9 protein-coding genes are annotated in these 14,312 nt (G+C 57.4%); 8 read left to right on the top strand and 1 reads right to left on the bottom strand.

Features of this window, described 5'->3' with window-relative positions; genetic code table 11:
• The first annotated feature begins 40 nt into the window (after positions 1-40).
• The 5 genes from H8K03_18165 (at position 41) to H8K03_18145 (ending at position 7,069) form a co-directional block, all read left to right on the top strand.
• Positions 41-406 carry a DUF1622 domain-containing protein gene (locus tag H8K03_18165; protein ID UVT19690.1) on the top strand — a complete coding sequence of 122 codons (366 nt, stop codon included), beginning with the start codon at positions 41-43 and terminating at the stop codon, positions 404-406.
• Between the two features lie 35 nt (positions 407-441).
• Positions 442-2,385, top strand: coding sequence for a copper resistance system multicopper oxidase (locus H8K03_18160; GenBank protein ID UVT19689.1), 1,944 nt, complete (start codon positions 442-444; stop codon positions 2,383-2,385).
• 8 nt (positions 2,386-2,393) lie between these two features.
• A complete protein-coding gene (locus H8K03_18155) occupies positions 2,394-3,317 on the top strand; it encodes a copper resistance protein B (protein UVT19688.1) in 924 nt (307 codons plus the stop codon).
• Positions 3,318-3,560: 243 nt separating this feature from the next.
• Complete coding sequence (locus tag H8K03_18150; GenBank protein UVT19687.1) at positions 3,561-5,624, top strand: heavy metal translocating P-type ATPase; 2,064 nt, start codon at positions 3,561-3,563, stop codon at positions 5,622-5,624.
• A 131-nt stretch (positions 5,625-5,755) separates the two neighbouring features.
• Positions 5,756-7,069 carry a hypothetical protein gene (locus tag H8K03_18145; protein ID UVT19686.1) on the top strand — a complete coding sequence of 438 codons (1,314 nt, stop codon included), beginning with the start codon at positions 5,756-5,758 and terminating at the stop codon, positions 7,067-7,069.
• Here the strand turns inward: H8K03_18145 and H8K03_18140 are convergent.
• A complete protein-coding gene (locus H8K03_18140; GenBank protein UVT19685.1) occupies positions 7,066-7,815 on the bottom strand; it encodes a hypothetical protein in 750 nt (249 codons plus the stop codon). The genes H8K03_18145 and H8K03_18140 overlap by 4 nt on opposite strands.
• A 301-nt stretch (positions 7,816-8,116) precedes the next feature.
• On the opposite strand from H8K03_18140, the gene H8K03_18135 reads away from it, so the two are divergent.
• The 3 genes from H8K03_18135 to H8K03_18125 all read left to right on the top strand — a co-directional run bounded on the left by H8K03_18135 (position 8,117) and on the right by H8K03_18125 (position 14,051).
• Entirely contained in the window at positions 8,117-10,852 is a 2,736-nt protein-coding gene (locus tag H8K03_18135; protein ID UVT19684.1) for a cation-translocating P-type ATPase, read from the top strand.
• A 755-nt stretch (positions 10,853-11,607) separates the two neighbouring features.
• On the top strand, positions 11,608-11,829 hold the full coding sequence (locus H8K03_18130) for a hypothetical protein (GenBank protein ID UVT19683.1): 222 nt from the start codon (positions 11,608-11,610) through the stop codon (positions 11,827-11,829).
• Between the two features lie 983 nt (positions 11,830-12,812).
• Positions 12,813-14,051 (top strand): multicopper oxidase domain-containing protein, encoded by a 1,239-nt coding sequence (locus tag H8K03_18125; protein ID UVT22538.1) that lies wholly within the window; start codon positions 12,813-12,815, stop codon positions 14,049-14,051.
• The last annotated feature ends 261 nt before the right edge of the window (positions 14,052-14,312 follow it).

The following is a 14,312-nucleotide window of genomic DNA, read 5'->3' as shown; positions in this document are numbered from 1 at the left end:
GGAACCATGATGGAGTGGTGCATTCGGAAAGGCAAAGTCGATGATGGAAGCCGTCGAAGCCACCATTATCACTCTCGTGCAGTGGCTGCGGCTCGCCGTAGAAACGATGGGCGCGCTCGTGATTGCGATCGGCGTCATTGTGGCGATCTACGGTTTTGGACGCGCGCTTGCTTTGCAACGGCCCGAACATTACGTCGAGGTCCGGCTGACCTTGGCGCGTTATCTGGCACTCGCGATTGAGTTTGAACTGGCCGCGGACATCCTCTCGACGGCGATTGCACCGAGCTGGGACCAAATCGGCAAGTTGGGCGCCATCGTGGTGATCCGCACCGGACTCAACTATTTTCTCATGCGCGAAATGAAAGAAGAGCGCGTGAGAGGGGCGGGCCGTACGGAGCAAGCGTGAGAGCCGCTCGAGAATAGGAATAAGGAAACATCGTCATGGACATTCAGGGTACCCGTATGACACGCCGCCTGTTCCTGCAACGCACTGGGGCGCTGGGGCTGTTGGCCGCGGCACAACAACTCCTTCCCGCTTGTGCCTGGACGAACGCTGCTACCAACATTCATTCATCTGTATGGTCACAAACGCCGCTGAGGGGAGAGGTCATCGATCTGACCATCGGTGAAACGCCCTTTACAGTGAACGAACGAACCGCGACCGCGATCACCGTCAATGGAACGATTCCAGGCCCTGTGATTCGCCTGCGAGAGGGCCAAGAGGTGACCCTGCGGGTCACAAACCGCTTGGGGGAAATTACGTCGATTCATTGGCATGGCATTCTGCTCCCGCCCGTGGTGGACGGCGTGCCGGGGGTGAGTTTCGCCGGCATCAAGCCCGGTACGACTTTCACCTACCGCTTTCCGGTCACACAGAGCGGCACCTACTGGTATCACAGTCACTCCGGGGGGCAGGAGATGCTAGGCGTCTATGCGCCGATGATCCTCGATCCACTCCAACCCGAGCCATTTCACTACGACCGAGACTATGTCGTGATGCTCTCGGATTGGACCTTCGAGTCGCCGGAGTCCGTGCTCGCTAATCTCAAAAAGCAGCCAGCCTACTATAACTTCCAAGAACGTACCGCGGGTGAGTTCTTCTCGAATATCGCAAACTGGGGCTTGCGGGCGACGCTGAAGAACTACCTCATGTGGGATCAGATGCGGATGAATCCGACGGACTTCGCGGATGTCACCGGCTACACCTTCACCTATCTCATGAACGGCATGTCTCCGGGTGCTAATTGGACCGGCCTGTTTCGCCCTGGAGAAAAAGTCCGCCTTCGCTTCATCAATGCGGCGTCTATGACCTTTTATGACGTGCGTATTCCTGGCCTCACGATGACAGTTGTGCAAGCCGATGGGCAGAATATCCAGCCCGTCGCGGTGGAAGAGCTTCGTATGGGAGTGGCGGAGACCTACGACGTGATCGTCGAGCCCACGGACGATCGTGCGTATACCATCTTTGCCGAGACGCTGGATCGTAGCGGGTACGCGCGCGGAACGCTTGCCCCTCGGCCTGGGATGGAAGGAGAGATTCCAGAACGTCGTCCTCGTCCGCTTCGGACGATGGAAGACATGGGGATGAGCATGAAAGGCATGGAGATGGATGGCATGGATATGCCGGGGATGAAGATGCCACATGGCAGCGAAATGGCGATGCGAGGCATGGAGATAAGGGGGGATCAGCCGAGTATGGAGCCGTCCGACCCTAAGCCAAATACGGAACATACGCAGCATGATTCGGAAATGCCGTCTACACAGAAAGGGCAGCATCCACAGGACATGTCCAAAATGCCAGGAATGGAAGAATACGATCAACGCCGCTCAAGGATTCCTGGCTCAGAACCCGTCAAGCATGCCCCCGATGATCATGGCACCGGCAACCAAACGGTGGCCGAGTATTCGCAGAACCGGTTTGGGGAACCAGGTAGAGGGCTGGAGAACAGCCCCTGGCGGGTGTTGCGTTACACCGATTTGAAAAGCCTGACCCCCTACCCTGACCAACGGGAACCGGATCGGGAAATCGAACTGCACGTCACGGGCAATATGGCGGATCGGTATATGTGGTCGTTCAATGGGAAAAAATATTCCGATGCGCCGGAGCCGATTCGTTTTCACTACGGAGAACGGCTACGTCTTACGTTCGTCAACGACACGATGATGGAGCATCCGCTTCATTTGCACGGCATGTGGATGCACTTGGAAAACGGCGCAGGCAAGTACCTGCCCCGCAAGCACACCGTCATCGTCAAGCCCGCGGAGCGGGTATCCGTCGCGGTCACCGCGGACGCCCCGGGACGCTGGGCCTTTCATTGCCACCTGCTGCTTCATATGGAAGCCGGGATGTTCCGCGTCGTCGAGGTGTCCGACAAGGAGTCGTAGGTGCGTCCATGCCTCTTCAAACCTTTCAGCCGATAGCTATAGTCGGTCTTCTGAGCGCCGTCTTCTGCGCTTCAGCCGTCTCTGCTCAGACCGTGCTAGGACCATCCAACAGGCCGAGCCCGTTTCCGACATCCGATACAGTCACTCCGCCGAAGAGGGCCGAGCAATCCTCACAGACCGTGTTGGGCAACCCATCGAACGTTCCACTCGGACCGGTCCGCACCTTGCCGAACCTCTCGCCACAACAGGACTGGGCTCCGCCCGTCAACGATCAGGAGAACCACCTCTGGACCCTGTTCGACGTGCTCGAATACCGCCCAAGTCTGGGAAAGACAGGAGCAAAGGATGACTATCGGTGGGATATCGAAGGCTACTACGGCGGCGATTACAACCGACTCTGGTTCAAAAGCGAGGGCCAACGGGATACGGCTTTCAAAGCAGACTATGACGTGGACTTTCAACTGTTGTATGGCCGGTTCATTCAGAAATATTACGATTTTCAGATCGGCCCGCGCCTCGAAACGCAAACGTTTCGCGGGCGGAATGTGACCCGTGGATTCGCGGCGATCGGAATCGAGGGGATCGTGCCCTACGATTACACGATGGAAGCCACCTTGTTCATCGACCAGAATGGCGCGGTGTCCGGGCGCCTGACGTTAACGAAGGATCTGTTGCTGACCCAGCGGCTAATCCTCCAGAGTCGCCTTGAAACGAATGCCGCCATACAAAAGGTTGAGGAATTCACAACCGGTTCAGGTTTCAACAATCTCGAATTCGGCATGCGCCTGCGCTACGAGATTCGGCGCGAGTTTGCGCCCTACATTGGTATCTCGCTGGAGAGAAGCTTCGGCGAGACCGCCACGCTCGTGCGCCAAGAAGGGGGAAACCCGAGTCAGATTCGATTTGTTGTGGGTGTGCGGGCGTGGTTTTGACCAATGCTGAGCGCACTGTAATGTGGACAACGGATGGGATGGAAAGCCTATGGCCGGGAACCGGAAGGCAAAATGGGAATCCTGACTCACGCCCTCTGCCACTCGATCCAACTGTCTGACTGAAGGAAGAGCAGCGTCTGGAGGGGTGCTCAGGTTGCATGAAACCTGCTCTCCGCCCTACTGCGGGCCCGTCACTGGGATCGTGGTAAAAGGAACCGCCATTGGGAACGATCGGAGCGCAACATGGACCCTATGACACACACAAATCCCGGACAGACGTCTGACCCACATGCTGGTCACACGGTGTCGCACGGCCCCCAGGGCTACGATCGTCACGCGGGCCATTCCGTGGCGATGTTTCGCGATAAGTTTTGGTTGAGTTTCGCCCTCACACTTCCCACGGTCTTCTGGTCGCCCGAAGTCCAACACTGGCTTGGTTACAGGGCGCCCTCCTTCCCTGGCTCCGCATTGATTCCCGCAATTCTCGGAACAACCGTCTTCCTGTACGGTGGGCTCGTGTTCTTGCGGGGGGCGCAGAGTGAGCTTGCCGACCGTAAGCCAGGCATGATGACGCTCATCAGCTTGGCCATCATCGTCGCGTTTGGGACGTCACTGGCAGCGACAGTCGGTCTCTTCCAAGTTGAAGTCTGGTGGGAACTTGCCTCCTTGATTACGATCATGGTGTTGGGCCACTGGCTCGAAATGCGCGCCATTTCCCAGGCTCAAGGCGCGCTCCATGCGCTCGCGGCACTGCTTCCGGACACGGCGGAGCGGGTTACTGGCGCGGACGTTCGCACGGTGCCATTATCGGAACTCCACGTGGGTGACGTGGTCCTTGTCCGGCCCGGAGGGCGCGTTCCGGCGGATGGCGCCGTCGTCGAAGGCGCCGCCGAGGTCGATGAGTCGATGATCACGGGCGAGTCGAAAGCAGTCTCGAAGGAAGCAGGGGCGACCGTGATCGCGGGAACGGTCGCCGGCGGTGGAAGCCTGCGAGTCCGCGTGACCGCAGTCGGTGAGCAGACCGCTCTCTCCGGTATCATGCGACTGGTGGCCGCCGCCCAAGCGTCGAGTTCTCGCACGCAAGCCTTGGCCGACCAGGCCGCCGCCATGCTGTTCTATGTGGCCGTTGCCTCCGGCGCAGTGACGTTCCTCTACTGGTGGGTGTCGGGGGACACTCAACACGCCCTCATCCGGACGGCCACCGTCCTCATCATTGCCTGCCCCCACGCCTTAGGGCTGGCGATCCCGCTGGTGATCGCCATCTCCACATCACTTGGCGCGCGGAATGGTCTTCTTGTGAAGGACAGGTTGGCGCTTGAACGGGCTCGCCTGTTGGACATGGTGATTTTCGATAAAACCGGCACACTCACTCGTGGTGCTCCTGCCGTCACCGGAATCGCAGCTGCGCCTGGGACGTCGGAGTTCGAATTGCTTGCGGTAGCCGCTGCGGTCGAGGCCAACTCGGAGCATCCGCTGGCAATGGCCATCGTCGAAGAAGCCACACGCCGAGGCGTGCGCCAATTACAAGCGGCCAGCTTCGAGGCACTGGCGGGCAGAGGGGCTCGGGCCATGGTCGATGGCAAGAGCATTGCCGTCGGTGGACCGCGTCTGTTGGCCGAGGTCCTGGCCACGGTGCCTCCAGAGGTGGAGAAGGTGATGAGCGCCTGGGCGTCGGACGGAAGGACGGTGCTGGCCGTCATCGCCGATGGACAATTGCTTGGTGCGCTTGCTGTAGAAGACGAGATCCGGCCCGAGTCCCGTGAAGCCGTCACCGACCTGCATCGGCTGGGTATCCGAGTCGCGATGATCACGGGAGATGCGAAAACCGTGGCGGAGTCCGTCGCCCGACGCCTCGGGATCGATGAGGTCGCGGCGGAGGTGCTTCCCGGCGACAAAGCTGCAGCCGTCAAGCGGTTTCAAGCGGGCGGTAAGCAGGTCGCCATGGTAGGAGATGGAGTGAACGATGCCCCGGCATTGGCTACCGCCGATGTCGGCATTGCGATCGGCGCGGGTACGGACGTCGCCATCGAATCCGCGGGCATCGTGCTGGTGCATAGCGATCCCCGTGACGTGGTCGGAGCCATCGAGCTCTCTCGTGCGACCTATCGAAAAATGATTCAAAATCTTGTGTGGGCGACCGCCTATAACCTAGTCGCGATCCCGGTCGCCGGGGGACTGTTCGTCCGCTGGGGATTCGATCTCCCGATGAGCGTGGGCGCCGTCGCGATGAGCGCGTCCACCATCATTGTGGCCATCAATGCGCAGTTGCTTCGACACCTAAAGCTCAGACGTGAGGGCTTTCGATGAACTGCGGGCGGATTCCCTCGGAACGGCCGTTCGTTTGGCGACGGTGGTTCTGAAGTGAGAAGAGGGAGATAGGCCAATCGGATCAAATTAGCAAGCCGTTGCCCAAGGCTCGGAAGGAGGACAGGGATTTGATGATCTTGACCGAACTCATCAATAGCTACAAGTCCGACCCGGAATCCGTGTACAATACGTGGTTCGTGAGCAGCGAAGACCGTATGAAAGCCTTCCGTGCCATTCGACGCGGCGTCCGCGATACGGTGGAGAGCATTGCCGCTGGAACTTTCGGGACTGATTTCAAAGGCTCGCCGCTCGAAGTTGTGTTGACGGCCATTACTGAACAGAAGCAAGTCTTTCAGGGCGCCGCTCATGCATTTTTCTGGAAGCCCAAACTCCGCATCCCTGACATTTATGAAAATGATGCCAACAAGCGAACGTTTGCGGCCTTTCTTGAGGCCTGTCTGACAGCTACGCGTGAGGAGCAGGTATTGGCCCAGATGAGCCGGCTTGCTGCCGCACAAATCAAAGGCCTTGGCCCGGCGGTCGCGAATATCATCTATTTCCTGCACCCGACATTGGTCCCGCCTTTCAACACCGCGATGGTCAAGGGTTTCAACGCCTTGTTCGGTGATAAGAAGCAACTCGGCTCCTGGGAGAGTTATCTGGCCATGCGCGAGGTCATTGTGCGCACGAACGCCGACGTGCGTGATCGTCTTTCCAAAGATCTTGGCGCATTCGCAGGCCTGCTCTTTGAGGTCGGTTCTGGGCGGTTACTCGTCGGCGGCAATGTCGACGCGGTCCTGGCGGCGGAAAAGGTCAAGGCAGAGAAGACCGCCCGCGCCCGGCATGCGGACGTAGTATCGGAACAGGCTGAAGAGAGCGAGCACACACGGATTCAATACTTGCTGATCAAAGTGGGGCGCGCACTGAAGTACGCGGTATACGTGGCCCGCAACGACCGCCATCGGTCGTATGACGGTCAGGCATTTGCACTGTTGACGGTGCCGGAATTGCCCCCGATGGGCTGGCCACCCGAAGTGATGGAAACGGTGAGTTTGATCGACGTGATCTGGTTGAAACCGGAGACAGGGGAATTCGTCAGCGCCTTTGAGGTAGAGAAAAGCACATCCATCTACTCCGGCATTCTCCGGCTGGAGGATTTGGTACGCTCGATTCCCGGCTGCACCTGCCAGGTCTATCTGGTGGCACCAGATGAACGCGAGAAAGAAGTGATGGCGCAGTTAGCCCGCCCAGCTTTCCGTGGTGATCTTGCCGATATTTCTCTGGCCTTCATTCCATTCGGTGCCCTCTGTGAGCACTGTGATGCGCTTTGTAAATTCGGGGAAAATCATTCGATCCTAAGCAAGATTGCTCGCACGACGACTGCCATTGATAAGAGATGGGCAAATAAACTTCCAAATTCGGGGACTGTGCGGGACGCGGTTTAAAAATGTTCGAGGATCTTCTGGCGCTTGTTTTGATAGTCGTCGTCGGTGATCAGGCCCTGTTCACGCCAGATCTTCAAGCGGCGTAGTTTATCTTCGATTGTCGCCATTGACAGCTCCGATTCTTTCTTGGGCGGAGAAGCCGGGCTAGGTTCAGTGAGCCATGCTTTGTAGTCGAGAGAAAGCGTTTGGACAGAGTCCTTGATGAGAGTCCTTGAGAGATCGCCCCTGGCCAAGGTTGTCTGGTGAGGTTCAGGCACGAAATGAAACTCCATTTCTCCGATTGGCTGAAGAGGAGCCTCCTCGGAGGTTTCACGCTTTCGTGACGTAGTGGTCGGTCTGCGGGCATTCGCGAGCAAGACAATGAGCTGATCACCATGGATGAGTATACCGCCTGTCGTAACGAGGGGAATGCCATCCTCACGGGTTCGTCGCAGAACAAAGACGGCTGTTTCATCGGGTCGGGCTTTGACCAATGCGGCCAGCAAATGAGGGGCAAGGAGTTGAGCATCGTCACTGGGAAAAGCCTGTTCCGGTTGCGGTACTCGTCTCAGAACCCAGTAGCTGAGGAAGCTTGTCTCCCGCTGGATCTTAATAGATCGCAGGAGGCTAATAAGATCCGTGGAGGTCAACTCGGCAACGCGCTGATCGGATCCTCCGGCAACCTCCTTCAGAGGTGGAGGACTATCCAATCGCACAAGGAGGATTGGATCTTCGTACACGGTCCGGGAAACGATGGGTGAGTTCACACATCCAGTGAGGAGGAAGATGGCGGCAACGCCAGAGGCGTTGCACCCCCTCCATGTAAAGGGGCTAAACCGGATTGTCATCACAAGATGATTATAGGTGAGGGCGTGCATAAGGACAAGATTGTGCGCCAGTCAGGTTCCAGTTCTGGTGTTGGATCGTAGGAAGCTCTCGTTTTCGCAACGTAACCAAGCCGGTTGATCTTTGATGGGAGGCACGAGATATGGTGGGTCAGGGTCCCAAATTAAAGAGGCTGAGGACTCCCCCGAGCGAGTGGGGCCAGCCTATCTCTCATGAGGCAACATGAAATCCAACGGCTGGCACACGCTCACGTTCGAATCGCTGAAACGTGAACTAAGCTCCGACATCAATGATGGATTGACTGAACGTGAGGCGGAGCATCGTCTCGCGACGGTGGGGCCGAATGAATTGCCTGAAGCTTCTCCACCCTCCCCTCTCAAAATCCTCCTCGCGCAATTCTCGAGTTTGATCGTTTGGGTTCTTATTGGCGCGGCGCTTGTATCTGGCTTGCTGCAAGAATGGATCGACGCGGCCGCGATTGTGGCGATTGTGGTCTTGAATGCCATCTTAGGTTTCGTCCAGGAGTTCCGCGCCGAACGATCCTTGGCAGCACTCCGCAAACTGTCGGTCGCAATGGCGCGGGTGATCCGAGCGGGAGTCGCGCGGTCGATTCCGGCCCGCGAACTGGTTCCCGGCGATCTCATCCAAGTGGAAGCCGGAGATCGGATCCCAGCCGACAGCCGGTTGATTTATGCAACGAGCCTCCAGACACAAGAAGCCTCTCTGACTGGCGAGTCCACGCCGGTCAGCAAGTCCGCCGAGCTCATTCCTCAAATTGAGGTGCCTTTGGGGGATCGTCGCAACATGCTCTTTATGAGCACCGTTGTCGTCTCCGGGAAAGGCCGGGCGTTGGTGACATCCACCGGACCCCAGACGGAGCTGGGAAAGATCGCGGCGATGATTCATCGCGAGGCGCAGGCGGAGCAGGAGGAGACGCCCCTCCAGCGCCGACTCGAACAGCTCGGCCACACATTACTGTGGCTCTCATTGGCAATCGTGGCTGTGGTGTTCCTTCTGGGAATGCTCCGCGGTGTACCACTGATCATGATGTTTCTCACATCGGTGAGTTTAGCTGTTGCGGCCATTCCAGAGGGCTTGCCCGCGGTGGTCACCATCACACTGGCGCTGGGCGTCACCCGCATGGTGCAGCGCCATGCTTTGATCCGGCGTCTGCCGGCAGTGGAGACCTTAGGGTCCACCACCGTGATCTGCTCGGACAAGACGGGTACCCTCACGAAGAACGAGATGACCGTGACTCAACTGTACCTCGGCGGTGAGGTTTTTACTGTCTCGGGCGAAGGCTATGCGCCGGTTGGTGAGATCCGTGTGAACGGACGACCGACCAACGGAACTCCGGATCCGGGGCTCCCATCCCTCCTGCAGGCAGTCGTGTTGTGTAATGGAGCCGAACTGCGTCTAGAAGCGTTCGCTTGGCAGGTGCTGGGCGACCCGACAGAGGGTGCCCTACTCGTCGCAGCGGCGAAGACCGGACTCTCGAAAGCCGATCTGGATCGTGATAATCCAATGCTTGGTGAGGTGCCGTTCGATTCGGACCGCAAAAAGATGACCATGGTCCGTCGCGCTGCCTCCGGTCCCGTCGCCTATGTGAAAGGCGCACCTGATGTACTGCTGCGCGATTGCACTGCCTGGATGACCTGTGACGGGAAGATCACAGCGCTGACCCAGGAGATCCGTCAACAAATCCTCTCCACCAATCGGCAATTTGCTTCGCAAGCCTTGCGGGTCCTCGGCGTGGCTATGCGTCCATTGGACTTCCTGCCGGACGCGTATACATCCACCAGCTTGGAGCACGACTTAACCTTTTTAGGGTTGGTCGGCATGAAGGATCCGATCAGGCCGGAAGCCAAGGCGGCCGTGGAAACCTGTCGGGCTGCTGGCATTCGGACGGTTATGATTACAGGGGATCATAAGGACACGGCGATTGCCATTGCGCACGATCTGGGGATTTTGGAAACGGGTGTGCAAGCAATCTCCGGCACGGAGTTGGACCAGCTCTCGGATGATGAGTTGGAGACGCGAGTCGCCGGCACCGCGGTCTACGCCCGGGTGTCGGCTGAGCACAAGCTCCGGGTCGTGAAGGCGTGGAAGCGGCGAGGGGCAGTGGTCGCCATGACTGGCGATGGAGTCAATGACGCGCCGGCGTTGAAAGCGGCCGATATCGGTGTGGCCATGGGCATCACCGGCACGGATGTCACGAAAGAAGCATCTGACATGGTCGTCACTGACGATAACTTCGCGTCGATTGCGGCGGCCGTAGAAGAGGGACGAGCCGTCTTCGACAATATCCGAAAGGCGGTCTTCTATCTCCTTTCCTGCAACATCGGTGAGATTCTGCTCATGCTGCTCGCCACGCTGTTTGCCCTCCCGCTGCCATTATTGCCGGTGCAGATCCTCTGGATCAATCTGGTGACGGATGGGCTCCCTGCGTTGGCGCTCGCCGCTGATCCCAAGGATCCCGACCTGATGCGACGGCCACCCCGACCACGTGCGGAACGATTTCTGACGAAAGAGCGGTTTCTCCTGTTGTTCGCTCAGGGCTCATTTTTGGCACTGATTACGCTCGGAGCGTTTGTGTACTGCCTGTACGGCATGGACTTGAACCTGGACCGGGCTCGCACGCTGACCTTCACGATCCTTGTCATGGCCCAGCTCTTCCATGCCTTCAATAATCGCAACGATTGCCGGTCGCTCTTCGAGATCGGACTGCTCACGAACAAGCCGCTACTTGGGGCCGTAGCGCTTTCCGCTGTGCTGCAAGCCGTCATCGTGCTGACGCCGCAGATCCATCCAATTTTCGACGTCGTGCCCTTTGACATGGAGCATTGGCTTCTCGTTCTCGGCATCGGGATTTTGCCACTGGTGGCGATGGAGATCTGGAAAGCTGGTCTGGCGAAAAGGCGCATCTCTTCGTCCCCACCGGATCCCGAGGGCTATTAGTGCTGCCCATCAATCGCCCTCTACGGTAGCGGCTGAACAGGCGGCCATTCATTGCGAATACCGGGATAGTGTTTACCTGGCTCGAATCTCCACTCTGCTGACGCTCCAGAGTTGGCCGTTTCACCGAAGCTTCGGTCGGACGACAGGTCGGTATATGTCTTATGTTGGGGCTTGACGGGTCTCTCGGCATTGAGGCAAGCTATCACACCATGAACGGTAGGCTAGTTGCTAAGATGAGAGTTCAGTTCTTCAGCCTGGTTTTATTCTTCGCCCTCTGTCAGATCGTCGGGACGATGTGTACGGTGCCGGACCTGTCGTTGGCCGACGATACGGCACGGATGGCTGAAGAGATGAATCATATGGCCTGTCCAATGGACGGGACCATTATGTGCCCGCCATCGGCCGTATCATCACCAGAGCGGCAACTTAAGCATGCAGCAACCATTGACCTGGATCACACGCCAGTACTGTTCAGCACTGTCGCAAACTTCACCGCTTCTCCAATCCTAGATTCCTTGTCCTGGAGCTCTGCCTCGGAGTTCTTTCCCATCTCGATAGCCTCGTCATCGGTCCTTCGAATTTAATTCAAAACTTCAGTCATCCACTGTCACTCCGGTTTTGTGGCCGGGGATGGGAATGATTCATCCGTTCGGCTTAGCCTGGAGGTGTCATTACGCAATTGGCCCCGATGCCATCCCACCCGGTGTCACAAATTCCGAAGAGAGGCTGATCATCACATGAAAGGAGAACATCTCATGATGGGCATGCGTTGGACCAATTGGCTTGGTTTGGCAATGATGGCGTTCTTCCTTTTGATTCATGAGCCGATATGGCTGCTCCTGGGGTTTGGCACCACGGCGTCTGACAGCATGGAGTTTGACAGCACGAAGATCCTGTGGGCGATTCCGGTCATCGCCTACGTTATCGTTGCGGCGGTGTTGATAATACGGGGAGGCTCAGAACGCGACGAATCGTGATCGTCTCGTGTGATTAGGGAACGTGGTGCTTCTATCTCTATTCCTATTTGGAGGGTAACATGAGATACCTTCGTGAAAAGATAATAAAGAATTGGACTTCGGCACAATATCTCTTACTTGCACTAACGATGCTCTCATACACTCCAGCCATTGCCCAGCCAGTGCCGTTACCGGGAAGTGAGATTCCGCAGTTCGTGGACCAGTTGCCTCTGCTCGCTGTCGCGGGCGGTACCATCGAGACAATTGCCGCGTCATCAGCGACGCTCTCGATGTGCGAGTTCAAGGCTCATGTCATGCCTTCGACATTCGTTCCGGCGTCTTCCACTGCCGCCTACTCGGGAACCTATGTCTGGGGCTACCGCAACGGTTCAACATGCCCAGGATCGGCAATGTCAATCCCAACTTATTTTGGGCCGGTGTTCGTCGCGACGCGTGGAACTCCGACCGCGGTTCAGTACATCAACAGTCTACCCAACACAGCGGCGAGCCAACTATCTGCTTGGAAGACTTCGACCGATCAGACTCTTCACTGGGCTGACCCGCTGAACGGTGAAGCCAACAGGTGCGCAGACGCTGTCACTGAAAACCAACCGCCGCTAGGGACCTGCGCTTTCAATTATGCCGGTCCAGTCCCAACCGTACCCCATCTGCACGGAGGAGAGGTGCCGCCGGTGCTGGACGGAAATCCTGATGCCTGGTTCACTAGTGATGGCGTCTACCGAGGTCATTCGTACTACAGCAAAGCGGGTGCGGCTTCGAATGGAGCGATTTACCGCTACCCAAACAAACAGGAAGCCGCTCCACTCTGGTTTCATGACCATACCTTGGGAATCACACGTTTGAACATCTATGCAGGGTTGGCAGGAGGGTATCTGATCGTTGATCCGGCACTCACATTGCCGGCCGGTCTGCATCCGACCGGATTGCAACAGGGCGCCGCAGGCTCCGTAGACTATATCATTCCGCTCGTAATCCAGGACCGCATGTTCGATACGAACGGGCAGCTCTATTTCCCCAACATGGGGCCCAACCCGGAGCACCCGTTCTGGATGATGGAGTTCTTCGGCGACACGAATGTGGTGAACGGCAAGGTCTGGCCGTATCTGAATGTGGAGGCCAGACGTTATCGGTTCCTCATCCTCAACGCATCGAACGCGCGCACGTACGAACTCTCCTTGCCCGGACAACATATGTGGCAGATCGCAACCGACGGAGGGTATCTCGATGTGCCGGTCCGGCTACATAAGTTAACCCTGATGCCTGCTGAGCGAGCCGACATCATTATCGACTTTTCAGGATTAGAGGGCCGCACGCTGATTTTGAAGAACCACGGCCGCACACCATTCCCCGATGGGGCACCACCCGATGGGGCGACGGTGGGACGCATTCTCCAGTTCCGGGTGGGATCATCCACGTTGGCAGGGGCGGACGCAAGCTACAATCCGGCTCATGGCGGTGGGCTTCGCTCTCCGATGCGTCGGTTAGTGAACCCGGCCACGGGGACGCTGGCGGTCGCTCCTTCGAAAACGCGCCAACTCACCCTGAACGACATGATGGGTGCCGGCGGAATGGGAATGGTCGAATTGCTGCTTAACAATACGAAGGTGTCCGGCAAACGTGCCGATGGAACGATCCGAACGGATTTCACGGCTGTCACGGTGGGAGGCATGACGGAATATGTGTCCGAGTTGCCGGCTGAAGGCGAGACCGAAATCTGGGAAATCGTCAACCTGACAGCCGACGCCCATCCGATCCACATACACTTGACGGAGGTTCAGTTGATGAATCGGCAGAAGTTTCATCTGAACCGCTACGCTAAAGCCTATGCAGGGGCTTTCCCGGGAGGCGCCTCTATATTTGGCGACGGTCCCCCGTTGAAGTATGAACCCTCCGTTGCTTCTGGCTTGAAATACGGAGGGAGTCCGAATATCCAGCCCTATCTGCATGGCCCCGTACATCCTCCTGAATCCAATGAAGCGGGATGGAAAGATACGTTCATCGCGTATCCGGGCCAAGTTACTCGCATCGCTGTGCGCTTCGCGCCGACAGACACGCCATCCGGCGTGGCCGGGAACTACTCTTTTGAACCAGATGCCGGGGGGCATGGATTCGTATGGCACTGTCATATCCTCGATCATGAGGACAATGACATGATGCGTCCGTACAAAGTCACCGCTGCAAGAGGTACGGTAAGAACATATCGGATGGGTGTCGATTACTAGGTAAGAGTGGTACCTGAAAACCAGCCTCACGATGCCGGGCAGTCCAATGCGAGATTGCTCGACATACATGGATCGATGCGATTTGATTTGTCGGAGCTACATAAATCTGGCAGTGCCGAAGAGCATAGAAAGAACTCCGTCATTTCCTTCGGAGAAATAATCCCCTGTGTTGTTCACTATGTGGTGGTGAAGTTATGAGAAGATATGTCGGCGCATGACGATAGCTGGCTTAGCGTTGTAAGAAGTCATTTCTCCGGGCAG

Source organism: Nitrospira sp. (genome assembly GCA_024760545.1).
Lineage (GTDB): Bacteria > Nitrospirota > Nitrospiria > Nitrospirales > Nitrospiraceae > Nitrospira_D.
This window is presented reverse-complemented; position numbering and strand designations above follow the sequence as displayed.